Here is a 24,945-nt window from a genome sequence, read left to right as displayed (position 1 = left end):
CTAGCGAGGGCTTTTTGTTTGGATGTGTTCTGCAGCGATCAGTAGCGCGCGACCGACGGGCCACCGAAATGATAGTTCAGTCCGCCGCGTACCGTATTGGTCTTCAGGTCGATATCGTGGGCAATGATACCGGTTGCAGCGCCTGGTCCGGTGAAGGTCGGAGCCGAGACCGATTGCTTGCCGAAATCGGTATGGAGATATTCGACCTTCGCCGACCAGTTTTTGGTGAACGCGTGTTCGATACCGGCGCCGATGGTCCAACCTGCCACGGTCTTTGACAGTGACGCGGTTTCGTTCTGGCCAGTCGTGTCGGTTAGCGAGGAGGCGAAATTCAACTCGGTGAGCGCGAGGCCGCCGGTTGCGTAGAAAAGCGTACGATCGACCGTGTAACCAACGCGCGGGCGCAGCGTGACCAGCCAATCACTCGTGACGGAGTTTGTGGTGGTGAACGAACCGCCGGCCGGGAAAGGCGCAGTGAAACCGCGCGACTGCTTCAGGCCGAAATAGTTCGCGTCGGCCTCGACGCCAAACAACCAGCGGTCCACCTGATGATTGTAGCCGACCTGACCGCCGCCGGTGAAGCCATCGGGATTGAGCCGCGGCGAGGCAGCCGCAATTGCCTGCTGGTTTGCGATCGGCGCGGCGCCATTGACGAAAGCGTTGGAGACGTTGCTCTGGCCCCAGGAACCGCCGGCGTTGCCGCCGACATACCAGCCGCCCCAGCTATAGCCTGCTTCGGTCGTCGCGGGCGTCTTGGTCCAGACGCGCGGCTGCAGGTCGGCAGCAGCGGCATTCACCGCGCCCGACGCTGCGATGATCGCGGCCAGCCAAAGCGTTCGCATCCAGGACCTTCCATCGCTCTGAAGATATTGAGCGAATTCGACACAAGCTTTAGCTGGAAACGCTGACCTTGGCTGTCACCGGGGGGCAACAGAAGCAGAACAATACCTGAGTACGGCAGCAAAAAGCCCGGCCGTTGGGCGGCCGGGCTTTCCGTAACGTGATGCGATCAGTAGGCGCAGACGTTGACGGTCCGGACGCGCGGCCCACGGCGGGTTTCCACCACGCGGCGCTGCAGGCAGCCGTCGGTCAGGCCGCCGACATAGAAGGTGGGCCCGCCATAGAAGGCGTGGTGACCGTAGCCACCCCATCCACCGTGCCAGCCACCGACATGCCAGCTATGGGCCGATGCAGCGCTGGGGGCGAGGGCGGCCGCACCGAGCGAGGCTGCAGCGATCAGTCCGAGGGTTACTTTGCGAAACATAGATCTTCTCCATTGGGTGGGCGCGCGAGCGCTTTGCTGTGTCCCTGCCCATCAGTCGCTGCCCTCGTCGGGCGCGTTCAAAGCGGTTCTGGAGAATCGTGTTTCAGTCTTGTTTCGTCGGAGACAGCTTTCATCGAAGCCGTGTCTCTCGATCAGGGCAGCGCAGTGGCTGCAGGCGCACCGACTAGCTGAGTTGCGAGATGGCTGAGCGGCGGTGTCGCGAAATCGTCGCGTGCTTAGAAGCGGGCGCGGTAACCGTCATAGGCGTGAGCGGCCAGAATGCCGGCGCTGAGAAATCCGAAGAGTGCAGTGACGGTCTCAATCATCGTGGTGGTCCTTATTCCCCCGCGAACTACAGACGGCACGGGGGGCCGCACAGTCAAAGAGATTCGCGGTCGGCTTTTCATTCGGAGCTGTAGTGATGCGTCGTTGCAACATTTTACGCGGTTGCGAGGAGCGATCGCGGCGCAACGGCGATGACAATGCGGCGCCGGCGAGGCGATGCCAGCCCGGCGCAGGGTTAACGGGCGCTGAAGGCGTATCAACGCGGGCATGATGAGGCGACATGGGGGATGACCGAGTCGCAGCAGTTCACCTCAGTGGATTTTTTGCTTACATACGCTTCAAGGAATCGCGCCGGTTGTCTCGCTCCCCGAGCCGCAGGATCGGACGTCGCAAGTGAGGATCTCCAGTGGCCGATACGTTCAATAACGAGATCAATGTCGGGCCGCCCCCTGTGCCGCTGCGCAAGCGCAGGTCGTTCGGCCCGTTCGGAGTTGTCGCCGTGCTGTTGATCCTCGCTGGCGGCGGTGGATATCTCTGGCTGAACTACCACGACGCACTGACCGACATGGCACAGGCAGTGACAGGAAGCACTGGTCCCAGAGATAGCGCCCCGGTGTTGGCCAGCGCGGCGGAGGGCGGCGTCAGCGCGACTGATTTCGCGGCGTTCCAGCAGCAGACCGGAAGCTCGATCCAGGCTGCTACCGAATTGCTGACGGCGCAGCAGACGGAGTTGAAGCGCTTGTCCGATCAGATCCAGGGCCTCACGACCCAGGTCGTTGGACTAACCGCCAAGATCGATACGCTGCAGGGCAGGGGCGTTCTCTCCCCGCCGGCTCCAGCCGCTGCGGCGCCAGCGCCCATGGCCGCAGCTCCGGCTGCGCCAGTGGCCGCGCGCCCGGCACCCACGGCGCCGCGCAAGCGTCCAGCCGATCGTCCCGCCGGTGCCATCTCGGTCGGCGGCGCTCCGCTCCCGGCAGCAACACAGCCGCCGCGGTAATCCCTCAGGCGGCCTAACGTGTCTGGGGCCGTCGTGTTTTTTTGGGCGGCCTGTGGCGGCTGAGATCGGGCGGCCCGCCGATGACCTTGGTCTTCACGAATTCGCATTTCGGGCAGGTGAAGGTGCACTTGTCGCCGCCGCCGGGATCCGGCTCGCTTCGCAGCAACGCCATCCGCGCCCGGCACATCGCGCAGCGCGGCGGCTTGAGAGCGCCGAGTGTTTCAGCGGGCGTCGTTGGCTCGGATTGATCGATCATGTCGTCCGACAGAGGATGATGCGGCGGTGGCGGAAAGGGTGGGATTCGAACCCACGGTACCCTTGCAGGCACGGCGGTTTTCAAGACCGCTGCCTTAAACCACTCGGCCACCTTTCCGTCGTGGGACAGCGCTTAGCAAAGCGGCCTGCCGAGGGAAAGAGAGGATTGCGCCGGGGCGGCTGTCCGGGGCTGAAATCATCGGCACGGGGATTCCCTTGGGCCGGTCGGTGCCGGGCGCCGGGCGTGCTAAGCAAAGCCTGACGATTCTGAGGACGGAGAGCAACATGGCAAACCCGACACCGCGCGCCGACGCCTTGCGTGCGATGCGCGAGGCCAAATTCGAAGCCGCGCAGCGGCTGATCAAGGAGGCCGGCAAGGCCGCCGCGCCCGCGGAGAGCAAGCCTGCGCCTGCGGCGAAGAAGGTGGCTGCCGCGAAGGCGGCTGTCGAGGTTCCGGCGGTCGAGACGCAGGGTTCAGGGCCTCAGGCTGCGGAAGTGCTGCCGGTCGAAGCTCCGGTTGCCGAAGCCAAACCTGCAAAGACCAAGGCACCTAAAGAAAAGCCGGCCAAGGCGGAAGCGGCCAAGGGCGCCGCCAAAAAGACCGCCACCAAAAAGAGTTCCGCCAAGAAGGGCTAGCGGCATTCCGCCCGGAATGCAGGGCGGACCGAGCCTAGATTTCGCCTGAGATCGCGCCTATATCTGGTTCGTCGCAAGACGATGGCGCTGAACCTCTCAATGGACTGCGGGCAGACCCGGGGGCAGTACCCGGCGCCTCCACCTCAGCAGCTAGCTCGCGATCTCATCCAGGTGAGGTCGATTTCGCCGGACGGTGAAATGCACGGGCTGCTCAGGCGGGGGCGAAACAGGATCGATGGCCGCGAAGAAGTTGTGAATTGTGCTCGGCATGATACCGCCGTTATCGGGTCAAAACCTAAATGCAAACGATAACGTTCGCATGAACGAAGTGCGCCTCGCGGCGTAACCGTTCGGGGTAGGTCCACCTTGCAACAGAACGGCCATGGCCGCGTCAACCTTCGGGTTGGCGCGGCTTTTAATTTGCCGAGTGCTTCCAGTTTGTAGTGTCGGAGAATGGCGCTTCCGTGCGCTCAGTGCCTGGTCTTGCCGGCCTGCAAGAACGGCTGCCGCGCATTTTCGTGCTTCTGATAGAGTTCGAGCCAGCGCCGGTCTTCGGCATGGGCCCATTGTTCGAGCGAGATCCCAGGCGGGCGGCCGTGACCGATGGTGCCGTCAAGGCGGGTGAATTCCGCAGTCTCTTCCACGGTCAGCCCGATCAGCACCCGGATGCCCTGGTCATTCAACTCATAGCTGTCGTCATCGTCGATCATGCCGGCAATTGAGCAAGGCTGCAGGTGCGGTCAATGCAATTACCGGTTTAACCTAACCAATCAACCTTACCGGCAGCATGTGCGTCTGATAATTGGTCGCTATCCATCGTCACGATGCGATGGTGCCCCGCTTTGCTGCCAGCTCACTCCGCGTCATTACGAAGCGCCGCGCGCCGAGGCTATGCTTGCCGTGGACGCACAAATTATAGCCGAAGCCACGACGCAATTTTAACAGAATGCATGCTCACATTCAGTGTCGTTCGGTCGATGCATGGAGCAGGCAATGGCACGCAATTTCGGCGTTCCCCGACAGTTCCGCCCGCGGGCGCAGGCGCCCGTCTGGCCGCTATGGGTGATGGCTTTCGCGGTCGTCACCGTGATCAATGCAGCGACATTCCTTCCGCACTAGCGGGAACAGGTGGCTGCTCACTCGACGCTGCAGCATTCGGCAGGCGCCACGACCCGAGCACATAGAGCTTCATGCTGTTGTGGAAGCGCGATGTAACGACGGTGAAGATGGCTTCGGGATGTTCGGCCCAGATCGCGATCTGGTAGAGCGTCACGATCAGGTGGCCATCGCGAAACCTGTACTCTCCCGCACCGGTGATCCCGCCGCAGTCCGTCCTTGAAACGTCCATCACCATCCCCAACATCCCGCCGCAAGAGTCCCGCCAGGAATCGCGTCAGCGCGTTCCGCTATCAAATCCAAATCATGCGCGATCGTTCAACTAACAAATAGTTGAAACGGACGGGGAGCCAGTTGCGGAAATTAATCTCCGTTAGCGGCGGGCCGCAAATTCAAAACAAACCGCAGCGGGGATCTTAAAAATCATCATGTATTGCTGTGCCCAACGAGAATGCCGGGGGCTTTGTGGTGATCGAGACCTTGTTGTTGCTGAGTGTCGTTGCCGGTGTCGGCGGCCTGCTGGTGCAGGTCTATCGCTGGCGTCAGGACGTGTTGTACGGCCCCTATATCCGCCGCGAGTGGTACGATTGATCGTGCACGGCGCAACTTGAGGGAGAACACCGCGCGCCGCGCGGTGTGTGCAGCGCGAGATGATCACCCGTTGTACGGGCCAAAATACGACATCCTCTGTTTACCATACGGGGGCTCTCCCCATTTCCGCCGCGATCCGGCTGCGATATATTCACCACTTGATGCGGAAGTGGGCCGCATCGGGATTTTGGCCGTGGGGATGCCCGGAGATGGGCAGGCGGCCGCTGGAATGGTATTGGGGCGTATGGGGATTCGTGGGTCAAACCGACTCGGCCAGGCTGTTCAGGCAGCAGCGGCCATCAGCGCCTGTCTGGCGCTGGCCAATTGTTCCTCCTCCACCACCAGCTTCAGCCGCCTCGATCCGAAATATGGCGTCTCGAGCAGTCCTCGGGTCGTCGGGATGGGCGAGCCGGTTCCCAAGGGCGGCGGCACCTACCGTATCGGCAAGCCCTACACCGTCGCCGGCAAACTCTATGTGCCGGAAGAAAACATCAATTACCGCGCTGAAGGCATCGCCTCCTGGTATGGCGACGCGTTTCATGGCCGTCTGACAGCCAATGGCGAAGTGTTCGACATGGCCTCGCTCACGGCGGCCCATCCGACGCTGCCGATCCCGAGCTATGCCCGTGTGACCAACGTCTATAACGGCAAGTCGCTGATCGTTCGCGTCAATGATCGTGGCCCGTATCACGGCAACCGCCTAATCGACGTCTCGAACAAGGCCGCCGAACTGCTCGAATTCAAGGGTAACGGCACCGCCAAGGTTCGCGTCGAATATGTCGGGCGTGCGCCGCTGGAAGGGTCGGACGATCGCCAGCTCGTTGCCACGCTGCGCACCGGTGAGCCGGCACCGTCGCCATCGCTGGTACGTGTCGCCTCGGCGCGCTCCTTCGTGCCCGACATGCAGGGTGGTCGTGTTGTCTCGCGCGATGTTCCTCTGCCGGAGGGCCGCCCGTATTCGCTCGGCAATACCTCGGCCGATGTGGCGTCGATCCGTTCGACGTCGGAAATGTCGGCGTCCAGCCGCATGCGCACGGCATCGGCGCCGCGGATGAGCGAGAACCATCGCGCGGTGTCCTATGAGAGCAACGCCGCTTATGCTGCGCCTGCCGAGCCGGATGACGGCACGGTCGATGCGCGTGGCGCCCAGGCGATCCTGTCCGGTCGCGGTCTCTACTAAGCCGGTTCGTCGTTCACGACCGACACCAGACGGGTGCAGCATGGCGCCCTAATCCGCGTTGCACCTTGCCGCGTTGTTTGCCTCCGTTGATCCTGTTAAGACCAGAGCACTCAGGACAGCACATGGCATCTGGCTCCATTCCCTTGAAACGATCGCAATTCGCCGCGCGGAGCTGGCGAACGCTGCTGGCTGCGCTGGTGGCGTTTGGCGTCGTCCTCGGCCCAACAGCGCAGGCTGCGAACCAGAGCGTGCAGGGCGCCAAGAAGGTCGTCGAGGACGGCGGTTACGACACCGATGCGCCGACCGCGATCCTGATCGAGGCTGGCTCTGGCAGCGTGCTGTTCGAGAAGAATGCGGATGAGCTCCGCGCGCCCTCCAGCATGATGAAGCTGATGACCGTCGAACTGGTGTTTGACGCGCTGACCCGCGGCGTCATCAAGCTCACAGATGAATATCGCGTCAGCGAGAATTCCTGGCGCAAGGGCGGCGCGCCGGCAGGCGCATCGACCATGTTCGCTGCCATCAACAGCCGTGTGCCGGTCGCCGATCTCTTGCGCGGCGCCATCATCCAGAGCGGCAACGACTCTTGCATGATCCTCGCCGAGGGCATCGCCGGCAGCGAGGCGGCGTTCGCCGAGAAGATGACGGCACGGGCGCGTGCGCTCGGCATGCCGAAATCCACCTTCGCCAATTCCAATGGTTTGCCGGACCCTGGCAACAAGATGACGGTGCGCGAGCTTGGTCTGCTCGCCCGACATATCGTTCGCACCTATCCCGAATTCTACAAACTGTTCGGCGAGCGCGAATTCACCTGGAACAAGATCCGCCAGCAGAACCGCAATCCGTTGCTGGCGACGCTGGACGGCGCTGACGGTTTCAAGACCGGCTACACCAAGGATGGTGGCTACGGCATGGTCGGCTCGGCCATCCGCGACGGCATGCGGCTGATCGTGGTGATCAACGGTCTGGACGATCCGGACGATCGTGCGACCGAGGCGAAGAAGCTGCTGGAGTGGGGTTTCAAGAATTTCGAGGCTCGCACGCTGTTCGCAGCCGACCAGACCGTCGGCTTCGCCAAGGTGTTTGGCGGCGAGAGCCGCTCGGTCGCGCTCTCGGCCAAGGAGCCGGTGAAGGTGATGGTGCAGAAGAACGGCACCGACAAGCTGATCGCTCGCGTCGTCTATAAAGGCCCCGTGCGTGCACCCATCGAGCCCGGTCAGCCGGTCGGCGTGATCAAGGTCTGGCGCGGCGCCAATATCGCCGTCGAAACGCCGCTCTATACGGCGGCCGCCGTCGGCACGGGATCGACCATGCGGCGCGCCGTCGACGGCGCCGGTGAGCTGGTGATCGGACTGTTCCGCGCCGGCGCCGAGAAGCTCTGACATGACGGACACGCCCACGACACCGCCGCCGCGCGGTCGCTTCGTCAGTTTCGAGGGCGGCGAGGGCGCCGGCAAATCGACCCAGATCAAGATTCTGGCTGACCGGCTGGAGGCCGAAGGCAAGCGCGTCATCGTCACCCGCGAGCCCGGCGGCTCGCCCGGCGCCGAGATCATCCGTCATGTGGTGCTGTCGGGCATGGGCAAACTGCTCGGCCCCGAAGCCGAGACGCTGCTGTTTGCCGCGGCGCGCGACGACCATGTTCATGCGGTGATTGCGCCGGCGCTGGAGCAGGGCATCTGGGTGCTGTGTGATCGCTTCTCGGATTCGACGCGGGCCTATCAGGGCCGGCTCGGGCATGTCTCGCCGGAACTGCTCAATGCGATGGAGCGCGTCACCATCGGACGGCTCAAACCGGATCTCACCGTCATTCTCGATATCCCGGTCTCGATCGGCATGCGGCGCGCAGCAGCGCGGCGTGGCAATGATGTGCCCGATAGATTCGAGGCCGAGGGCATCGCCTTTCATCAAGGGCTGCGTGACGCGTTCCGGCAGATCGCAGCCGATGAACCGCAACGCTGCATACTGATCGACGCCAATGCAGATCCAAAGATCGTATCGAACAATATCTGGGGCGTGTTGCGCCGACGCCTTCTAACGCCGTCGAACCACGAGGTCACTTCGGCATGAGCGCAAAGTCGTCCGAGCAAACGATCTCGGTTCCGCATCCGCGCGAGACGACCGCGCTGTTCGGTCATCAGGATGCCGAGGCCACGCTGCTCAATGCCTATCGCGGCGGCCGCATTCCGCATGCCTGGCTGATCGGCGGCCCACAGGGCATCGGCAAGGCGACTTTGGCCTATCGCATGGCGCGTTTCGTACTGGCGCATCGCGATCCCGCATCACCGCAAGTGCAATCCGCAACATCGCTGGGTCTCGATCCGATGCATCCGGTCGTGCGCCAGGTCGCCGCCGAATCCCATGGCGGTTTGTTGACACTGGAACGTTCGCTCAACGACAAGGGCGTGATGCGCACGGTGATCACCGTGGATGAGACCCGGCAGACCGTGTCGTTCTTCGGCTCGACCGCTGCTATTGACGGCTGGCGCGTCTGCATCGTCGACACCGTCGATGAGCTGAACGCCAATGCCGCGAACGCGCTGCTGAAGGTGCTTGAAGAGCCGCCGTTGCGTTCGCTGTTCCTGCTGGTGACACATGCGCAGGCGCGCGTATTGCCGACCATCCAGTCGCGTTGTCGCAAGCTGGCGCTGCGTCCGTTGTCCGTTGCCGACGTGACCCGCGCTACGTCGCAGGCCGCCGAGATCGAAACCGGCGATCCCTTGCTCAAAGAGGTCGCTGAAGCCTCCGAAGGCAGTGTGTCGCGCGCTCTGAATCTGCTGGGCGGCGGCGCGCTGAAACTGCACCAGCGCACCGCCTCGCTCCTGAACACGCTGCCCCATGTCGATCCGCGCGAGCTGCATGCGCTGGGGGATGCGCTGGGGACCAGTGACCGTGTCGCGCTCGGCGCCTTTGTCGACAGTGTCGACCGCTGGATCGGCGAGCGCATGCGGGCCGACGATGCCAATGCCAACGCCAATTTGCCCCGCCTTGCGCGGCTGGCGGAGGTGTGGGAAAAGATCAACCGAGCCGCGCGCGAGACCGAATCCTACAATCTCGAGCGAAAACCGCTGGTTTTCTCGGTGTTTGGACTGCTCGCGGAAGCAACGCGCTGATCGCTGCGAGACTGGTTTCAGCCGATCCGCGCTTCACCAAGATCGTCTTATTCAAGGTCCGTAAAGTCAGCCATGACATCTGCAACCGATGCAACCCGACCGGCGTATTTTCTGACAACGCCGATCTTCTATCCCAATGGCGTGCCGCATATCGGTCATGCCTATACGGTCATGGCGACCGACACGATTGCCCGCTTCCAGAGGCTCGACGGTTATGACGTCCGTTTCCTGACCGGAACGGATGAGCATGGTCTCAAGATGCAGCAGACCGCCGTCAAGGAAGGCCTGACTCCGCTCGAACTGGCTGACCGGAATTCGGAGCGCTTCCGCGAGATGGATGCTGCGCTCAACATTTCCTATGACGACTACATTCGCACCACCGAGAAGCGCCATGAGCGCTCCGTTCAGGCGCTGTGGGTCGCGCTCGAGAAGGCCGGCGCCATCTATCTCGACAAATATGCCGGCTGGTACTCGGTTCGTCAGGAAGCCTATTTCGACGAAGCGGAAACGACGCTCGGCGACGATGGTGTCCGGCGTGAGCCGCTCGGCTCGCCGGTCGAGTGGACCGAAGAGGAAACCTATTTCTTTCGGCTGTCCGCCTATCAGGACAAGCTGCTCGATCTATACGCGCGCGTTCCGGATTTCGTGTTGCCGCGCGAGCGGCTGAACGAAGTGACGAGCTTTGTGAAGGGCGGCCTGCAGGATCTGTCGATTTCGCGGACCACGTTCGACTGGGGCATCAAGGTGCCGGGCGCGCCCGGTCATGTGATGTATGTCTGGATCGATGCGCTCACCAACTATATCACTGCAGCTGGCTATCCGGATGTCGATGGCGACGACTTCAAGCGCTACTGGCCTGCCAACCTGCATGTGATCGGCAAGGATATCGTTCGCTTTCACGCGGTTTACTGGCCTGCATTCCTGATGGCTGCGGGGGTCGATGTCCCGCATCGCGTCTTCAGTCACGGATTTCTTCTCAACCGCGGTGAGAAGATGTCGAAGTCGGTCGGCAACGTGGTCGACCCGATCGGCATGGCCCAGCAATATGGCGTCGATCAGATGCGCTATTTCTTCATGCGCGAAGTCTCGTTCGGGCAGGACGGCAGCTACAATCACGAAGCCATCGTCAATCGGACCAATGCCGACCTTGCCAACGATCTCGGCAATCTCGCGCAGCGCTCGCTGTCGATGATCGCCAAGCAGTATGGCGGCGTGCTGCCGGAGCCCGGCGATTACAGCGAGAACGACAAGGCGATCCTGACGCAGGCGGACGGAATGCTGGAGCTCGCGCGTACCGCGATGGCGACGCAGCAGATCCATCAGGCGCTGAATGCGGTCTGGGCCGTGGTCGCCGAAGCCAACCGCTATTTTGCGGGCGAGGCGCCGTGGGCGCTCGCCAAGACCGATCCGAAGAAGCAGGCCACGGTGCTCTACGTGACCGCCGAAGTCGTGCGGCAGGTCGCGATCCTGGCGCAGCCGGTAATGCCGGCGTCATGTGCGAAGCTGCTCGACGTGCTCGGGATCCCCGAAAGCGAGCGCGACTTCACGGCAATTGCGACCCGCATTAGGCCGGGCACGCAGCTGCCGACACCCACCGGCGTATTCCCGCGCTATGTCGAGCCCGCCGCCGCGACCTGAGTTCAACGATGCTTGTCGATAGTCACTGTCATCTCGATTTCCCCGATTTCGCCGAAGATCTCGACGGTATCGTCGCGCGTGCCGAAGCCGCAGGCGTCGGCAAGCTCGTGACCATCTCGACGCGGGTGCGGCGGCTGCCGGCGCTGCTCGCGATCGCGGAGCGCTTTCCGAACGTCTATTGCTCGGTCGGTACTCATCCACACAATGCCGACGAGGAAGACGGCATCTCGGCGGATGAGCTGATCGAACTGACAAAGCATCCGAAGGTCATCGCGCTCGGCGAAGCGGGTCTTGATAACTTCTACGAACACGGCTCATCAGGCGCGCAGGAGCGCGGCTTCCGCGCCCATATCGCCGCCGCACGCACGACCGGATTGCCGCTGGTGATCCATACCCGCGAGGCCGACGAACAATGCAGCGCCATTCTCGAAGACGAGATGGCTAAGGGCGCGTTCAAGGCGGTGCTGCATTGCTACACCGGCGGACGGGAGCTGGCGATGAAAGCCATCGACATGGGTCTGTCGATCTCCTTCACCGGCATTATCACCTTCAAGAAGTCACAGGAGCTGCGCGATCTCGCCGCTGAGCTTCCCGCCGACCGCATCATGGTCGAAACCGACGCGCCGTATCTGGCGCCCGGCAAATGGCGCGGCAAGCGCAACGAGCCGTCTTATGTGGTCGAGACAGCGAAGGTGCTCGCGGAAACGCGAGGCGTGTCGCTCGAAGAACTGTCGCAGCAGACCACAGAGAACTTTTTTCGCCTGTTCAGCAAGGCATCCGCCGGGAGCGGGCCTGGCACTGGTGTGCCGGCATGACGCTGGTGCTCACTATTCTCGGCTCGGGATCCTCGGCGGGTGTGCCGCGCCCGGCGCTGGGCTGGGGCGCCTGCGATCCCGCCAATCCAAAAAACCGTCGCCGTCGTTGTTCGATGATGGCGGAGCGGAGCGGGCCCGAGGGCGTCACGCGCGTTGTCATCGACACCTCGCCGGACCTGCGCGAGCAATTGATCGACGCCGATGTCGATGACATCGATGCGGTCTTCCTGACGCATGAGCATGCGGACCAGACCCACGGCATGGACGACCTCCGCTCAGTGGTGCTCAAGCGCCGCAAGCGTATCCCGGTCTATATGAACGCCTCGACGGCGACGGATATCATGCTGCGCTTCGGCTACTGCTTTCAGTCGCCTCCCGGCAGCGACTATCCGCCGATCCTCGATCGCCTCAGCATCGAGGCCGGTGAGAGCCGAACCATCACGGGGAAGGGCGGCGACCTGACGCTGACGCCGTTCCTGGTCCAGCATGGCAACATCCCGGCGCTGGGCTACCGGATCGGCAATACCGCCTATACGCCTGATCTCAACGACATCCCGGAAGAGAGCTGGCCGGCGCTCGAAGGTCTCGATCTCTGGATCGTCGACGGGCTGCGCTATACGCAGCATCCCAGCCATTTCAGCATCAGTGATGCGCTGCGCTGGCGCGATCGCTTCAAGCCGAAGCGGACGGTGATCACCAATATGACGGCGGATGTGGATTACGAGGCGGTAAAAGCGATACTGCCGGAGAGTGTGGTCCCCGCCTATGACGGGATCAGACTGACGCTGGAGTAATTTGAGCAGCGAGTTTTTTCATTGCTGCATTTTCAAAGGTCACTTCGCCGGCCTCTCGACCATGCAAAGCTATCTCTGCGGCGATTGAGCGACCGATAATCCGCTGATCGATATTGCCAAATCGACCAGGCACAAGACGTCCCAGCCAACCGACCCAGGCCGGGGTATGCGCGTTGCCGACAATAATGCCGGGGCGAAAGATAGCGAGGCGGCTGAAGCCGATGCTGCGCAAATTGTCTTCCTTCATACCCATGACTCGGACATAGCGAAACCGGCTTTGGGCTGTGCTTCCTACTGCTGACAGCAGGCAGAACTGGGTGATGCCGGCGTTGTGGCAGCCACGCGCAAAGGCACCGACGACGCCGATTTCAAGGCGCTTCAGTTCCTCTTCGCTCCAGCGCATCGATCCGGAACCGACACCCACGCAGCTCACGGCGCTAACCGGACCCTGGCTTAAGACTTCACGGGCAAGGGCGGCGGTGCGCTCAGCAAAGTCAGCAGCGCCGGTATCAAGAACGACGTTGCGCACGCGTGATCGCGCGGCAATAGGCTTCCTGGTGATCATCACCACTTCCCGGCATTGGGGAATTGCCAGCAGCTCGGCGACCGCTGCGCCGCCGACTTGGCCGGTCCCGCCGAGAATGATTGCGGCGAAGTTCTGCGTCATGGATGCGACCTCTTGGTAGCGCCAAACTGTCGTTCCGGGCCGCTCGCCGACGGCGAGCGAACCCGGAATCTCGATGTCGCTTGGGTCCACGGAGACTCCCATGTCGAGGTTCCGGGTTCGCTACCGCCTAACGGCGTCCGCGCCCCGGAACGACGAGTTTATGCGTTGAACGACCCCGTCGACTTCACCTGATCCCGCAGCAGGAACTTCTGGATCTTGCCTGTCGACGTCTTCGGGATCACGCCGAACACCACCGCTTTCGGCGTCTTGAAGCCGGGCATCTGCGCGCGGCAGAACGCGATGATGTCGGCTTCCGTCGCCTCGGCATTTGCCTTCAGCTCGACGAAGGCGCATGGCACTTCGCCCCATTTGGCATCGGGCTTGGCAACCACGGCGGCGAACAGCACGGCCGGGTGTTTGTAGAGTACGTCCTCGACCTCCACCGACGAGATGTTCTCGCCGCCGGAGATGATGATGTCCTTGGAGCGGTCCTTGATGGTCACGTAGCCGGCAGCATCGAGCACGCCGAGATCGCCGGTGTGGAACCAGCCGCCTTCGAAGGCCTCCTTGGTGGCCTTCTCGTTCTTCAGGTAGCCCTTCATCACGATATTTCCGCGGAACATGACCTCGCCGATGGTCTCGCCGTCGCGGGGCACTTCCTGCATCGTTTCGGGATCGATCACCGTCACGGCTTCCTGCAGGTGATAGGGCACGCCCTGGCGGCGCTTCAGGTTGGCGCGCTCATCCGCGGGCAGGGCATCCCAGCCGGGTTGCTCGGCGCAAACCGAGGCGGGGCCATAGACCTCGGTCAGGCCGTAAACGTGAGTCAGCTTGATGCCGATCTTCTCAGCACCCGACAGCACCGCCATTGGCGGCGGCGCGCCGGCGATCGAGCCCTGCACCAGAGGACCGCCGGAATAGACCGGCGCATCGGGCGCATTGATCAGCGTGTTGTAGACGATCGGTGCGCCGGACATGTGGGTGACGCCGTGCTCGCGCATCAGCGCGAAGATCTTGGTCGGGTCGACCTTGCGCAGGCAGACATTGACGCCGGCACTCGCCGCGACTGTCCAGGGGAAGCACCAGCCATTGCAGTGGAACATCGGCAGGGTCCAGAGATAGACCGGATGCTGGCCGAGACCGGCCGCGAGAATGTTGGAGACGGCATTGAGATAGGCGCCGCGGTGATGGGTGACGACGCCCTTCGGATTGCCTGTGGTCCCCGAGGTGTAGCCAAGCGCGATGGCGTCCCATTCATCGAGCGGGAAGGCGCTGGTGAAATCGGGACTGCCTTCGGCGAGGGCGGCTTCATATTCGAGTTCCCCGATCCGCTGACCGCCGGCGAAGGACGCGTCGTCGACATCGATCACGGTCGGATTCGGGCCGGTCATAAGGCGGAGGGCCTCGGTGATCACGCCGGAGAATTCCGGATCGACCAGCAGCAGCCTGGCGCCGCCATGGTCGAGCTGGAACGCGATGGCCGCGGCGTCGAGCCGGATGTTCAGGGCGTTGAGGACGGCACCGGTCATCGGCACCGCGAAGTGCGCTTCGTTCATCGCGGGCAGGTTCGGCAGCATCGCCGCGACGGTGTCACCGCGCCCAATGCCCCGCCCGGTCAGGAACGAGGCAAAGCGCCGGCAGCGTTCATAGGTTTGCGCCCAGGTGAAACGACGTCCCTCATAGACGGTGCTGGTGAGGTCTGGATAAACCGCCGCGCTGCGCTTGAGAAAACTCAGCGGCGACAGCGGCACGAAGTTGGCCGGAGTCTGGTCGAGGCCGACGCTATAGGCGCCCTGATCTGGGATCATAGTGGCCCTTTCGTATTTGGATCAGTGAGTTGTACCGAATATCTCACTTATCAGTTTATCGCAGGAATGATCTTCTAAAATTACATGAGGTCGAGGATTTAACACGCTGATTTGACGTCACTTAGAGGAATCCGATCGATATCCACGGGAAGATCGCGACGATGATCAGGCCAATCAGCAGCGCCAGAAGATAACCAAGGATCGGCCGGATGCCTTCCGCGGGATCGACACGGCCGATGGCGCAGGCGGCATAGTAGCCCACGCCGAAGGGCGGCGCGAACAGTCCGATGCCCATGGCGAGGATCACGACCATCGCATAGTGGACCTCGTGGACGCCGACCAGCCGCGCGATCGGGAACAGCAGCGGCCCGAACAGCACGATGGCGGGGATGCCTTCAAGTACGCTGCCGAGGATGACAAAGGCCACGATGGAGACCGCGATGAAGGTGGCGCCGCCGCCCGGCAGGCCCGTCATGGCCGCCGCCAGCGAGCGCGAGAAGCCGGACTGGGTCAGGCCCCAGGCCATGCCGGTCGCGGTTCCGATGATCAGCAGGATTGCGCCGGAGAGGCAGGCCGTATCGACCAGCATCGGCTTCAGCCGGTTCCAGTCGAACTGACGATAGATCAACAGGCCCGCGAGCACGGCATAGACGATGCCGATGGTGGAGACCTCCGTGGCGGTCGCCACACCCTCGACCACGGCAGCGCGGATCACGAAGGGCAGCGCGATGGCCGGCACCGAGATGATGAAAGCCTTGAAGATGTCGCGCCCGGAAGCCCGTTTGACGTGGCTGAGGTCTTCGCCGCGATAGCGCCACCACACCAGCACGCCCAGCGTGATCGCCAGCACGACACCCGGCAGCAGGCCGCCGGTGAACAGCGCCGAGATCGAGACGCCAGTCACTGAGCCGATGGTGATCAGCACCAGGCTCGGAGGAATGGTTTCGGTCTGTGCGCCGGTCGCCGAAAGCAGGGCGACGAGATCGCCCGGCTTGGCGCCGCGCGCCTTCATTTCAGGGAACAGCACCGGCGCCACGGCGGCCATGTCGGCAGCCTTGGAGCCGGAAATGCCGGAGACGAGGTACATGGCGCCGATCAGTACGTAATGCAGCCCGCCGCGGACATGGCCGAGCAGGCTGGCAAGGAACGCCACCATGGCGCGGGCCATGCCGGTCATCTCGATCAGCAAGCCCAGGAACACGAATAGCGGGACAGACAGCAGGATGAGATGGCTCATGCCCTCGTCCATGCGGCCGACCAGCACCATCATCGGCGTGCGCGTCGTCAGTGCCATATAGCCGAAGATCGCGAGGCCAAAACCGAAGGCAATCGGCACGCCGGCGAATACGCACAGCGCCACGACGCCGACGAAGAAGATGATCAGGTTGAGATTGCCGAGGGTCCGCAGCAGCGGCTCGGCAAGCCAGAACAGGCCGATGATTGCCACCACGGTGCCGAGCGCCGTCAGCACGGTGCGAACCTGGCCGTAGCGCAGCAGCCGCAGCAGCGCGAAGACGATCATCAGCGAGATGCCGACCGGCAGCGCCGCCGCGCGAAAGCTGTTGGCGATCTGCAGCGCCGGTGTCGTGATGTAGCTTTCCTCATAGGCGTATTCGAAGGACGGCGCGACGATCATCAAGAGGAAGGCGAGTGCGGCGCAGGTCCCGACGACGTCGAGAAAGGCCCACATTCGGGGACCGACCGACGCCACCAGCGCGGTCATCCGCATATGCTCGCCGCGCCGGAACGCCACGGCGGAGCCCAGCATCGCCAGCCACAGGAACAGGATCGAGGACAGTTCATCGGACCAGATCAGCGGACGGTGGAAGCCGTAACGGGCGACCACGCCGATGAACAGGATGATCACCTCCGCCACCACCAACAGCGCCGCGGGAATCTCGACCAGATGGCCGAGCGCGCGGTCGATGGAGGTCAGGATGGCGTCGCGGCGGGAGAGGGGCGCCCTCTCCACGCTGGACGCCCCGCTTTCAAGGGCGGAGATGTCATGCACGGCCATATTGGTTCCGATCAGCCGAGCTTGCCGACAGCTTTCTCAAGGATGGCCCAGGCTTCGTCGCCATACTTGCCCTGCCATTCCTTGTAGAAGCCGGCCGACTTCAGCTTGTCACGGAACGGGCCGGGCTCGAGCTCATTGAAGGCCAGCCCCTTTGATTCCAGCTCGCCGCGCAGATTGGCGTTGAGCTTGGCGACGTCCTCGCGCTCCTTCATGCCGGCGGCATTGATGTTTTTGGCGACGATGTCGCGCAGATCGGCCGGCAGCTTCTCCCAGGCACGACGGTTGGCCAGGAACCAGTAGCCGTCCCACATGTGGTTGGTCAGCGAGCAGAACTTCTGCACTTCGTAGAACTTCGCCGTCGAGATGATCGCCAGCGGGTTTTCCTGACCTTCGACGACCTTGGTCTGCATCGCCGAATAGACTTCGCTGATATTGATCGACGCGGGCGCACTGTCGAACGCCTTGAACATCGAGGTCCACAGCGGCGACACCGGCACGCGGATCTTGAAGCCCTTCAGGTCGTCCGGGCTCTTGATCGGCTTGGAGGACGAGGTGATTTCGCGAAAACCGTTGTCCCAGATCTTGTCCATGACCACGAGATTGGCCTTGGTGATTTCCTTGCGGATATAGGCGCCGAGATCGCCGTCCATGGCCTTCCAGACCGTGTCGTAATTCGGGAAAGCGAAGCCGATGCCGTTGATCGAGGCGGCCGGCACCAAAGTGGCCAGGATCAGGCCGGACAGCGTGAAGAACTCGACGCCGCCGGAGCGGATCTGGCTCAGCATGTCAGTGTCGGAGCCAAGCTGGTTGTTGGGGAATACCTGCAGGTCGACCTTGCCGTTGGTCTCGGTCTTGATCGCCGCCGACATCTCACGGGCGCGGATGTTCATCGGATGCGTATCGGGCAGGTTATTCGCGTATTTGTAGACGTATTCGGCCTGCTGCGCGCGCGCGATGAACGGCATGCTGACGCCGCCAAATGCAGTCGCGGCGGCCGATGCCTTCAGCAGAGTCCGGCGTGAAATCGTCATTTTGTTTCTCCCAACCACTTCTTTGTTTGCCTTTGTGAGGCCCAAGGGCCCTTGCCGTCTGGTCATCATGCCCGGGCTGCCCGGTCAAGCCTTTTCGCCGTGCGACCAAAGGCCAAGGCCCAATAGAGGGCGCCCGCGCACGGCTTTTGCGCCGCGCGAATTTGTGGGAAGCATCGCGCGACTGAAGCCGCCGGCAGCCAGGACCGGTGGAGGAAACGCAAGGACAGCATATGAATAGGGATCACGGCGTAGCGATCATCACCGGCGGCGCATCGGGAATCGGTTTGGCGATCGCCAAGGCGGCCGTGGGTGAGGGCTGGAAAGTGCTGCTTGCCGACCTCACCCAGCCTGCTCTGGATGCCGCCAAGGCCCAGGTCGACGCCATCAAAGCCGGTGTGACCAAAACCGTTGTCATGGATGTGGCCAATGAGAACGCCGTGATGGCTGGCCTGAAGGACTGCGAAGCCGGTTTCGGCCCGGTGCGCGGTCTGGTGAATTCTGCGGGTATCGGCCGTCAGGTGCCGTTCTTCGAGACCTCGGTGAAACTGTTTCGCGAGATCCTCGACATCAATCTGGTTGGCACCTTTGCCGTTGCCAAGGAAGCTGCGCGGCTGATGAAGGTTCATGGCGGCGGCGCCATCGTGAATGTGGCGTCGGTGTCGGGGCTGCGCGGCAATATCGAGCGCTCGGCCTATGGCGCATCCAAAGGCGGCGTCGTCACGCTGACCCAGGTGATGGCCTGCGAACTGGCGCCATTGAAGATTCGCGTCAACGCCATTGCGCCGGGCCCGTTCGAGACGCCCATGGTGCAGGAGATGCACACGGTGGCAACGCGGGAAGGCTGGATGCAGGTGGTGCCGCAGCGGCGTTATGCCGAGCCGGAGGAGGTCGCTGGTGCCGCGATGTTCCTGCTGGATGACAGCAAGTCGAGCTTCGTCACCGGCCACATTCTCAATGTCGATGGCGGCTTCGCCGCGCATGGGTTGCTGCCGAAATATCCGTAGGAGCAAACAAAGCTCCGTCATGGTCGGGCTTGTCCCGGCCATCCACGCCTTTCTTCGCTCGCAGCCCAGACGTGGATGCCTGGCACATCTAGCGAAGCTCGCTTCGCGCTGGCCGGGCATGACGACGAACACAGGCGTTAGAGCGCTAGCCCTTCGCCGCTATCAGCGCCTTCATCCGCTCGGCATCTGCAGCCGTCTCCGGCGTATAGACCACCATGCCCAAATTCGGCTGACCATCGACCGAAAATGTCGAATAGCTCATCGTGAATGGCCCGACCTCGGGATGGTTCACATGCTTCTTGCCTTCGCCATAGCTGCTGACGTCGTTGTCATGCCACATGGCTGCGAAGTCGGGGCTGATCCGGCACAGTTCATCGATCAATGTCTGGGCGCGTTCTGATGCGCCGCTGCGCGTGATGTCGGCGCGAAATGCCGCCACGGCGAAACGTGCATCATTCTCCCAGTCCGGCATCTTGGCGCGGACATTTGGCCGGCAGAACAGGATTCGCAGAACGTTGCGGTCCTCGGGCGCGATGTTCGGATAGTCGCCAAGCACGGCCAGTGCCGCACGATTCCAGGCCACGATGTCCCAGGTCGCATTGCGCACGACGGCAGCGCTGAACTCCATCGAATCCAACACGCGCTGCAGCGTCGGCGTGACGATATCGGACGGCTCGTAGTGGACTTCCGGCAGCCGGTGCTGCGCCAGCAGAAACAGATGCTCGCGCTCGACTGTCGATAATTCCAGTGCGCGTGAAATCCGGTCGAGCACATCGGCCGATGGCGCGCCGCCGCGTCCTTGTTCCAGCCATGTGTACCAGGTGGCGCTGACATTGGCGCGCTGCGCGACTTCCTCGCGCCGCAGGCCCGGCGTGCGGCGTCGCTCGGACGAAAAACCGAACGCCACGGGATCGAGCCTGGCGCGGCGATCCCTGAGATAAGCGCCCAGCGGATTGGAGCCAGAGCCGGAGGTTGTTTCGGTGACCGTCATGCTCAGCCTGTTAGTCGCCATACCCGTATAACGTCACGGCTTCACGCACTGTACCGCAGGACCGATACATCCGCGCATTCACGAGAGGAATATCACATGCGTGTCTTCGTTACCGGTGCTTCGGGCTTTGTCGGATCTGCGGTGGTTCAGGAATTGATCGGCGCCGGTCATCAGGTGCTCGGTCTCGCGCGCTCGGATGCATCTGCCAAGGCGCTGGCCGACGCTGGTGCCCAGATCCATCGCGGCGATCTGGAAGATCTGGACAGCCTGCGGTCCGGGGCTGCCAATTCAGACGGCGTGATCCATACGGCCTTCATCCACGACTTCTCGAAATTCAAGGAAAACTGCGCGATCGACGCGCGTGCCATCGAGACGCTCGGCGATGCACTGGCGGGCTCCGAGCGGCCCTTGATCGTGACCTCCGGCATGGCCTTCATCGCGCCTGGATGTCTGGCGACCGAAGACATGGGCCCGTCGAGCGCGTCGCCAAGCCCACGCGTATCGGAGCAGGTCGCCGAACGTCTGGCGGCACGCGGCGTGCGTACTTCGTCGGTCCGGCTGCCGCCATCGGTCCATGGCGATGGCGACCATGGCTTCGTGCCGATGCTGATCAATATCGCGCGGGAGAAGGGCGCCTCGGCCTACTTCGGCGACGGTCTCAACCGCTGGCCCGCCGCACATCGGCTGGACGTCGCCCGGCTCTACAGGCTCGTCCTCGAGCACGGTTCCGCCGACATTCGGTATCACGCCAGCGCCGAACAAGGCGTCGTATTCCGGGAGATCGCCGAGATCATCGGCAAGCACCTGAACCTGCCGGTCGTCTCGAAATCGCCGGCTGAAGCCGCCGATCACTTCGGCTGGTTCGCAGGCTTCGCGGCCATGGACGCACCGGCGTCCAGCGCCTGGACACAACAGCGGCTTGGCTGGCGACCGACGCAGTCAGGGTTGATCCCGGACCTCGATCACGTCAGATATTTCGGCGGCTGAAGATGCAATGATGCGGGAGTACAAACCGGCTCGAATGACTGTTCGGTCAACCGGATATCGCAACAATTTGAGCTAAGTCTCTGGGATCGCTATGGGATAATATATTCCATAATATACCTTATGCGAATCCGAGATATCGGCGTGTGGTCCCAGTTTCAATTCTCTTAAAGCCGCACCCCCGGCCACGCTCCCGCTATTTCTTGATCGCGTCGTAAACCAGCGTCTTCAGGATCGGCTGGATACGGCCGCGCTGGGTTGGCGTCTGCACCATCAGGATCATCACCATGTCCTGGTCCGGATAGGTCCAGAAGTAAGTTCCGGCGGCGCCGCCCCAGGCCATCTCGCCAATAAAGCCGGGCACGCCGTCCTCGCCGGGTCCTGTGCGGACGCCGAAGCCAAGACCGTAGCCGAAGCCGGCACCGGGATAATAATAGGCCCAGGGCTTCACATCACTGGCCGGCGCGACCTGGTTCTGGCGCATCAGTTGGACAGACTCGGGCTTGAGGATTCGGACGCCGTCGAGCGTGCCGCCATTGATCAGCATCTGCAGGAAGCGCGCGTAATCGCCCGTGGTGGAGACGAGGCCGCCTCCTCCTGACTCCCATCTTCGCTTCACCGTGGGATCGCTGATGGTCTCGTTGCCGATGATGCGGTCGGTTGGCATCGGCTGCGCAATGCGCGGCGCTTTGGCGGGATCGAGCACGTAATAGCCGGTGTCGGTCATGCCCAGCGGATCGAACAGATACTGCTTCTGGAAATCGTACAGCGACTGGCCCGAGGCGATCTCTATGATGCGGCCGAGCAGATCGGTTGAATGGCCATAATCCCAGACTGTGGCTGGCTGATAGGCCAGCGGCAGTTTCGCAAGCCGCGCGGCAAAGTCGGTATTGTCGAAATCGCCGTCGAACAGGTCGGCATCGAGATAAAGCTGCGTGATCAGACCGAGATTGGTGAAAGCCGAACTGATGCCGGACGACTGCCGCATCAGGTCGAGCACGGTGATCGGTTTCTCGGCCGGCGCAAAGTCCAGATAGGACTTCCCGCCGGCATCCGTGCGCTCGGTCGCGACCTGCGGATGGGCGAAAGACGGAATGAATTTGGCGATGGGATCGTCGAGCCTGAGCTTGCCCTGCTCCACCAAAATCATCGCCGCGACCGATGTCACAGGCTTCGACATCGAATACAGCCGGAAGATCGTATCCGTCGTCATCGGCGCCATGGTCGCGGGATCGCGAACGCCGAAGGCCTCGTAATAGACCGGTTTGCCGCGGTGCTGGATCAGCATGATCGCGCCGGCGAGATGGCCCTGGCCGACTTCGCGGTCGAGCATGTCGGTGACGCGGTTCAGGTCGTCCTGGGAAAAGCTGCTGAGATCTGGCTTGTCGGTCAGCAGGCTGGTGCCTGCCAATGCGGGCGTGACCAGCGCTGCGGCGATGGTGAGGACGGATAGGAAGTCGCAAGATCGTCGCAAGATTGACACTGGATTTCCGCGAGCCGGCTTGAACACGGCCGGACGTTAACATCGAGATATTTCAGATGCTTGTCGGAAAATCACGCAATTTGCCGATATCGCGGTTTTACAGCGATTGCCGGCCCCAGGTGAATCACAAATGCGCGTCGGGTTTGCTCACGCTTCCGGGCGGCGGAAACCGGATCGTGGTGCCCAGGGTGATCCAGTTGGAATTCTCCCCGGTGATGTTGCGGCCGTAAATCAGGTCGACCGAGAAGATGTCGTTGGGCCGATAGCGCACCCCGGTCTGGATACGTGGCTGGACCACACTGGCGAATTCGGCGCGGCCCGCCTGCCCGTACAGTTCCACTGTGTATTGCAGCACGTCGGTGAATTTCCAGTCGAAGCCGACGCCATAGGTGAAGTAGTGGCGATCGACGGTGCGATCCCACAGCCAGCCGGCATTGAGATTGATGCGCATGGTTTCGTTGAAGCGATAGGTCGCCGGAATTTCGGCGAAGACCGCGGTGTTCTGGCCGGTCACAGCGTCGAATGTGCCGCTGGCCAGCGCCGATACGCCGAATTTTCCGATGCCGGTCGGCTCAATGTTGATCTTCGCCTTTGGCGCCAGCGTGGTGCTGAACTCGCCATCGGAGCGGCTGTGATTGGTGAGCACGCTGAGTTCGACCGGACGCGTGATCTCCACCACGCAGGACGGATTGGCCACCGCCGCAAAGTCGCTGTTGGTGGCCATCGAATACCAGCTCTCGACCTTGCAGGAGCCGAGGTCCGAAATATCCGCCGCATCGACCGCATAGGCGCCATTGGCCGCCTCCGCATGGCCCGAAGCCACCAGCAGCGCGACCAGAACGAAGCCGATCAGCGTCAGCGCGCGATAACGAGGAGCAGCCATGCTGTAGACCTAGCTGAGTCCCGAAATCCTCGACAGAACAATCGCGCCTCGCTTATCCTGACGGTATGAGCGAACACCATCATGACCACGATCACGACCATTCCGAACTGTCGGACACCGAGCTGCGCGTCCGTGCACTCGAGACCATTCTGACCGAGAAAGGCTATATCGATCCAGCGGCGCTGGACGCGATGATCCAGGCCTATGAGACCAAGATTGGCCCGCACAACGGCGCCCTGGTGGTCGCGAAAGCCTGGACCGATCCGGCCTTCAAGGCGGCGCTACTGGCCGATGGCTCGGCGGCGGTCGGCACGCTCGGCCATGTCAGCCGCACCGGCGATCATCTCGTCGTGGTCGAGAACACGCCCGAGCGCCACAACATGGTCGTGTGCACGCTGTGCTCCTGTTACCCCTGGGAAATGCTCGGCCTGCCCCCGGTCTGGTACAAGGCCGCGCCCTACCGCTCCCGCGCCGTCAAGGATCCGCGCGGCGTGCTGGCCGACTTCGGCTTCACAATCCCGAATGACACGGAAATCCGCGTCTGGGATTCGACGGCTGAAACGCGTTTCCTGGTGTTGCCGATGCGACCTGCCGGCACCGAGGGCTGGAGCGAACAACAACTGGCCGAACTGGTTACGCGCGACTCGATGATCGGCACGGGTCTGGTGACAGCGCCGGGAGCCCCGTCGTGAACGGCGTCCACGACATGGGCGGCATGGACGGCTTCGGCAAGGTCGAGGCGGAGCCGAACGAGCCGATGTTTCATGCGGAATGGGAATCCCGCGTGCTGGCCATGGTGCGTGCCATGGGCGCGGCAGGCGCCTTTAACATCGACGCGTCGCGCTTCTATCGCGAGACGTTGCCGCCGGAGGTCTATCTCTCCAGCAGCTACTACAAGAAATGGTTTCTCGGCCTTGAGGATATGCTGGTCGAACGTGGCTTCCTCGCTGCCGATGAGATCAAGGCCGGCCACGCATCCGTGCCGCCGAAGCCGCTGAAGCGCGGCAACTTCACCGTTGATAGTGTCGAGCGCGTGCTGACCCGCGGCTCGTTCACGCGCCCTGCTTCGGCGCCTGCTGCATTCGCGATCGGCGATCGCGTGCGGATGAAGAACATCCATCCGACCACGCATACGCGGCTGCCGCGCTATGTCCGCGGTCATGTCGGCGTGATCGAGCGGATACACGGCGCGCATGTCTATCCCGACACTGCGGCGCATGAGCAGGGCGAAAACCCGCAATGGCTTTACACCGTCGTGTTCGACGGCGCCGAACTGTGGGGACCCGATGGCGATCCGACGCTGAAAGTGTCGGTCGAGGCGTTCGAGCCATATCTCGACCCGGCGTGATGGGCGGCGGCATTGGCCGCCTGCCGGCCCTCCGGTTCGCCAGTG

At 62.7% G+C, this 24,945-nt stretch carries 26 protein-coding genes, 1 tRNA gene and 1 other RNA gene; 15 read left to right on the top strand and 13 right to left on the bottom strand.

The window, feature by feature from the left end:
* Nucleotides 1-38: 38 nt before the first annotated feature.
* On the bottom strand, nt 39-842 hold the full coding sequence (locus tag BLW80_RS15105) for an outer membrane protein (RefSeq protein WP_093758587.1): 804 nt from the start codon (nt 840-842) through the stop codon (nt 39-41).
* A gap of 167 nt (nt 843-1,009) precedes the next feature.
* Nucleotides 1,010-1,264: a hypothetical protein gene (locus BLW80_RS15100; RefSeq protein WP_068731748.1), complete on the bottom strand. Its 255-nt coding sequence runs from the start codon at nt 1,262-1,264 to the stop codon at nt 1,010-1,012.
* Between the two features lie 691 nt (nt 1,265-1,955).
* On the opposite strand from BLW80_RS15100, the gene BLW80_RS15095 reads away from it, so the two are divergent.
* Nucleotides 1,956-2,546, top strand: a complete 591-nt coding sequence (locus BLW80_RS15095) for a hypothetical protein (RefSeq protein WP_093758586.1) — start codon at nt 1,956-1,958, stop codon at nt 2,544-2,546.
* 13 nt (nt 2,547-2,559) lie between these two features.
* On the opposite strand, the gene BLW80_RS15090 is transcribed toward BLW80_RS15095, so the two are convergent.
* Nucleotides 2,560-2,802, bottom strand: coding sequence for a hypothetical protein (locus BLW80_RS15090; protein ID WP_093758585.1), 243 nt, complete (start codon nt 2,800-2,802; stop codon nt 2,560-2,562).
* A gap of 27 nt (nt 2,803-2,829) precedes the next feature.
* Nucleotides 2,830-2,919, bottom strand: a tRNA-Ser gene (locus tag BLW80_RS15085).
* A gap of 167 nt (nt 2,920-3,086) precedes the next feature.
* Between BLW80_RS15085 and BLW80_RS15080 the strand changes: the two genes are divergently transcribed.
* Together BLW80_RS15080 and ssrA are read left to right on the top strand one after the other, a co-directional pair.
* Complete coding sequence (locus tag BLW80_RS15080; protein ID WP_093758584.1) at nt 3,087-3,437, top strand: hypothetical protein; 351 nt, start codon at nt 3,087-3,089, stop codon at nt 3,435-3,437.
* Nucleotides 3,438-3,468: 31 nt separating this feature from the next.
* Nucleotides 3,469-3,825: a transfer-messenger RNA gene (ssrA, locus tag BLW80_RS15075) on the top strand.
* A gap of 82 nt (nt 3,826-3,907) precedes the next feature.
* On the opposite strand, the gene BLW80_RS15070 is transcribed toward ssrA, so the two are convergent.
* Together BLW80_RS15070 and BLW80_RS15065 are read right to left on the bottom strand one after the other, a co-directional pair.
* Entirely contained in the window at nt 3,908-4,147 is a 240-nt protein-coding gene (locus tag BLW80_RS15070; protein ID WP_068731765.1) for a hypothetical protein, read from the bottom strand.
* A 380-nt stretch (nt 4,148-4,527) separates the two neighbouring features.
* A complete protein-coding gene (locus BLW80_RS15065) occupies nt 4,528-4,785 on the bottom strand; it encodes a hypothetical protein (protein ID WP_139285837.1) in 258 nt (85 codons plus the stop codon).
* Between the two features lie 206 nt (nt 4,786-4,991).
* Here BLW80_RS15065 and BLW80_RS30345 point away from each other — a divergent pair, with 206 nt between their 5' ends.
* The 8 genes from BLW80_RS30345 (at nt 4,992) to BLW80_RS15030 (ending at nt 12,684) form a co-directional block, all read left to right on the top strand.
* Nucleotides 4,992-5,144, top strand: a complete 153-nt coding sequence (locus BLW80_RS30345) for a hypothetical protein (protein ID WP_158596799.1) — start codon at nt 4,992-4,994, stop codon at nt 5,142-5,144.
* Between the two features lie 244 nt (nt 5,145-5,388).
* Entirely contained in the window at nt 5,389-6,324 is a 936-nt protein-coding gene (locus BLW80_RS15060) for a septal ring lytic transglycosylase RlpA family protein (RefSeq protein WP_092143009.1), read from the top strand.
* A gap of 122 nt (nt 6,325-6,446) precedes the next feature.
* On the top strand, nt 6,447-7,706 hold the full coding sequence (locus BLW80_RS15055) for a D-alanyl-D-alanine carboxypeptidase family protein (protein WP_093758582.1): 1,260 nt from the start codon (nt 6,447-6,449) through the stop codon (nt 7,704-7,706).
* A 1-nt stretch (nt 7,707) separates the two neighbouring features.
* Complete coding sequence (tmk, locus tag BLW80_RS15050; RefSeq protein ID WP_089264334.1) at nt 7,708-8,394, top strand: dTMP kinase; 687 nt, start codon at nt 7,708-7,710, stop codon at nt 8,392-8,394.
* Nucleotides 8,391-9,437 (top strand): DNA polymerase III subunit delta', encoded by a 1,047-nt coding sequence (locus BLW80_RS15045; RefSeq protein WP_093758581.1) that lies wholly within the window; start codon nt 8,391-8,393, stop codon nt 9,435-9,437. The genes tmk and BLW80_RS15045 overlap by 4 nt, the downstream gene beginning before the upstream one ends.
* 72 nt (nt 9,438-9,509) lie before the next feature.
* The gene (metG, locus tag BLW80_RS15040) at nt 9,510-11,075 is read left to right on the top strand and encodes a methionine--tRNA ligase (RefSeq protein WP_093758580.1); all 1,566 of its coding nucleotides are present in this window, start codon (nt 9,510-9,512) and stop codon (nt 11,073-11,075) included.
* 8 nt (nt 11,076-11,083) lie between these two features.
* The gene (locus tag BLW80_RS15035) at nt 11,084-11,890 is read left to right on the top strand and encodes a TatD family hydrolase (RefSeq protein ID WP_093758579.1); all 807 of its coding nucleotides are present in this window, start codon (nt 11,084-11,086) and stop codon (nt 11,888-11,890) included.
* The gene (locus tag BLW80_RS15030) at nt 11,887-12,684 is read left to right on the top strand and encodes an MBL fold metallo-hydrolase (protein ID WP_093758578.1); all 798 of its coding nucleotides are present in this window, start codon (nt 11,887-11,889) and stop codon (nt 12,682-12,684) included. Before BLW80_RS15035 ends, BLW80_RS15030 begins: the two co-directional genes overlap by 4 nt.
* Here BLW80_RS15030 and BLW80_RS15025 read toward each other — a convergent pair.
* The 4 genes from BLW80_RS15025 to BLW80_RS15010 all read right to left on the bottom strand — a co-directional run bounded on the left by BLW80_RS15025 (nt 12,665) and on the right by BLW80_RS15010 (nt 18,207).
* Nucleotides 12,665-13,441, bottom strand: a complete 777-nt coding sequence (locus BLW80_RS15025) for a Rossmann-fold NAD(P)-binding domain-containing protein (protein ID WP_210185328.1) — start codon at nt 13,439-13,441, stop codon at nt 12,665-12,667. The two genes, BLW80_RS15030 and BLW80_RS15025, sit on opposite strands and share 20 nt — an antisense overlap.
* Before the next feature lie 68 nt (nt 13,442-13,509).
* Nucleotides 13,510-15,159 (bottom strand): acyl-CoA synthetase, encoded by a 1,650-nt coding sequence (locus BLW80_RS15020; RefSeq protein ID WP_093758577.1) that lies wholly within the window; start codon nt 15,157-15,159, stop codon nt 13,510-13,512.
* A gap of 121 nt (nt 15,160-15,280) precedes the next feature.
* Complete coding sequence (locus tag BLW80_RS15015) at nt 15,281-17,176, bottom strand: TRAP transporter large permease (protein ID WP_093758576.1); 1,896 nt, start codon at nt 17,174-17,176, stop codon at nt 15,281-15,283.
* Between the two features lie 11 nt (nt 17,177-17,187).
* Nucleotides 17,188-18,207: a TRAP transporter substrate-binding protein gene (locus tag BLW80_RS15010; RefSeq protein WP_093758575.1), complete on the bottom strand. Its 1,020-nt coding sequence runs from the start codon at nt 18,205-18,207 to the stop codon at nt 17,188-17,190.
* A 230-nt stretch (nt 18,208-18,437) separates the two neighbouring features.
* On the opposite strand from BLW80_RS15010, the gene BLW80_RS15005 reads away from it, so the two are divergent.
* Complete coding sequence (locus BLW80_RS15005) at nt 18,438-19,211, top strand: SDR family NAD(P)-dependent oxidoreductase (protein WP_093759103.1); 774 nt, start codon at nt 18,438-18,440, stop codon at nt 19,209-19,211.
* 145 nt (nt 19,212-19,356) lie between these two features.
* On the opposite strand, the gene BLW80_RS15000 is transcribed toward BLW80_RS15005, so the two are convergent.
* Complete coding sequence (locus BLW80_RS15000) at nt 19,357-20,202, bottom strand: helix-turn-helix transcriptional regulator (protein WP_093758574.1); 846 nt, start codon at nt 20,200-20,202, stop codon at nt 19,357-19,359.
* 96 nt (nt 20,203-20,298) lie between these two features.
* Between BLW80_RS15000 and BLW80_RS14995 the strand changes: the two genes are divergently transcribed.
* Nucleotides 20,299-21,189: an SDR family oxidoreductase gene (locus BLW80_RS14995; RefSeq protein ID WP_093758573.1), complete on the top strand. Its 891-nt coding sequence runs from the start codon at nt 20,299-20,301 to the stop codon at nt 21,187-21,189.
* Nucleotides 21,190-21,382: 193 nt separating this feature from the next.
* Here the strand turns inward: BLW80_RS14995 and BLW80_RS14990 are convergent, their stop codons facing one another.
* The gene (locus BLW80_RS14990; RefSeq protein WP_244528245.1) at nt 21,383-22,669 is read right to left on the bottom strand and encodes a serine hydrolase domain-containing protein; all 1,287 of its coding nucleotides are present in this window, start codon (nt 22,667-22,669) and stop codon (nt 21,383-21,385) included.
* 124 nt (nt 22,670-22,793) lie between these two features.
* Nucleotides 22,794-23,552, bottom strand: a complete 759-nt coding sequence (locus BLW80_RS14985) for a PA4824 family protein (RefSeq protein ID WP_093758571.1) — start codon at nt 23,550-23,552, stop codon at nt 22,794-22,796.
* Between the two features lie 65 nt (nt 23,553-23,617).
* Between BLW80_RS14985 and nthA the strand changes: the two genes are divergently transcribed.
* Both nthA and nthB read left to right on the top strand, forming a co-directional pair.
* Entirely contained in the window at nt 23,618-24,244 is a 627-nt protein-coding gene (nthA, locus tag BLW80_RS14980) for a nitrile hydratase subunit alpha (protein ID WP_093758570.1), read from the top strand.
* On the top strand, nt 24,241-24,900 hold the full coding sequence (nthB, locus tag BLW80_RS14975) for a nitrile hydratase subunit beta (protein WP_093758569.1): 660 nt from the start codon (nt 24,241-24,243) through the stop codon (nt 24,898-24,900). Before nthA ends, nthB begins: the two co-directional genes overlap by 4 nt.
* The last annotated feature ends 45 nt before the right edge of the window (nt 24,901-24,945 follow it).

The organism is Tardiphaga sp. OK245 (assembly GCF_900108575.1).
GTDB classification, from domain to species: Bacteria; Pseudomonadota; Alphaproteobacteria; order Rhizobiales; family Xanthobacteraceae; genus Tardiphaga; species Tardiphaga robiniae.
This window is presented reverse-complemented; position numbering and strand designations above follow the sequence as displayed.

Coding starts and splice junctions, on each gene's coding strand:
- BLW80_RS15060 (WP_092143009.1), top strand. CDS start 5,389: ATGGGGATTCGTGGGTCAAACCGACTCGGCCAGGCTGTTCAGGCAGCA.
- BLW80_RS15090 (WP_093758585.1), bottom strand. CDS start 2,802: ATGATCGATCAATCCGAGCCAACGACGCCCGCTGAAACACTCGGCGCT.
- BLW80_RS15030 (WP_093758578.1), top strand. CDS start 11,887: ATGACGCTGGTGCTCACTATTCTCGGCTCGGGATCCTCGGCGGGTGTG.
- BLW80_RS15080 (WP_093758584.1), top strand. CDS start 3,087: ATGGCAAACCCGACACCGCGCGCCGACGCCTTGCGTGCGATGCGCGAG.
- BLW80_RS14995 (WP_093758573.1), top strand. CDS start 20,299: ATGCGTGTCTTCGTTACCGGTGCTTCGGGCTTTGTCGGATCTGCGGTG.
- tmk (WP_089264334.1), top strand. CDS start 7,708: ATGACGGACACGCCCACGACACCGCCGCCGCGCGGTCGCTTCGTCAGT.
- BLW80_RS15015 (WP_093758576.1), bottom strand. CDS start 17,176: ATGGCCGTGCATGACATCTCCGCCCTTGAAAGCGGGGCGTCCAGCGTG.
- BLW80_RS15000 (WP_093758574.1), bottom strand. CDS start 20,202: ATGACGGTCACCGAAACAACCTCCGGCTCTGGCTCCAATCCGCTGGGC.
- BLW80_RS15100 (WP_068731748.1), bottom strand. CDS start 1,264: ATGTTTCGCAAAGTAACCCTCGGACTGATCGCTGCAGCCTCGCTCGGT.
- BLW80_RS15005 (WP_093759103.1), top strand. CDS start 18,438: ATGAATAGGGATCACGGCGTAGCGATCATCACCGGCGGCGCATCGGGA.
- BLW80_RS14985 (WP_093758571.1), bottom strand. CDS start 23,552: ATGGCTGCTCCTCGTTATCGCGCGCTGACGCTGATCGGCTTCGTTCTG.
- BLW80_RS15105 (WP_093758587.1), bottom strand. CDS start 842: ATGCGAACGCTTTGGCTGGCCGCGATCATCGCAGCGTCGGGCGCGGTG.
- BLW80_RS15010 (WP_093758575.1), bottom strand. CDS start 18,207: ATGACGATTTCACGCCGGACTCTGCTGAAGGCATCGGCCGCCGCGACT.
- BLW80_RS15020 (WP_093758577.1), bottom strand. CDS start 15,159: ATGATCCCAGATCAGGGCGCCTATAGCGTCGGCCTCGACCAGACTCCG.
- BLW80_RS15045 (WP_093758581.1), top strand. CDS start 8,391: ATGAGCGCAAAGTCGTCCGAGCAAACGATCTCGGTTCCGCATCCGCGC.
- nthA (WP_093758570.1), top strand. CDS start 23,618: ATGAGCGAACACCATCATGACCACGATCACGACCATTCCGAACTGTCG.
- BLW80_RS15070 (WP_068731765.1), bottom strand. CDS start 4,147: ATGATCGACGATGACGACAGCTATGAGTTGAATGACCAGGGCATCCGG.
- BLW80_RS15065 (WP_139285837.1), bottom strand. CDS start 4,785: ATGGACGTTTCAAGGACGGACTGCGGCGGGATCACCGGTGCGGGAGAG.
- BLW80_RS15035 (WP_093758579.1), top strand. CDS start 11,084: ATGCTTGTCGATAGTCACTGTCATCTCGATTTCCCCGATTTCGCCGAA.
- metG (WP_093758580.1), top strand. CDS start 9,510: ATGACATCTGCAACCGATGCAACCCGACCGGCGTATTTTCTGACAACG.
- BLW80_RS15055 (WP_093758582.1), top strand. CDS start 6,447: ATGGCATCTGGCTCCATTCCCTTGAAACGATCGCAATTCGCCGCGCGG.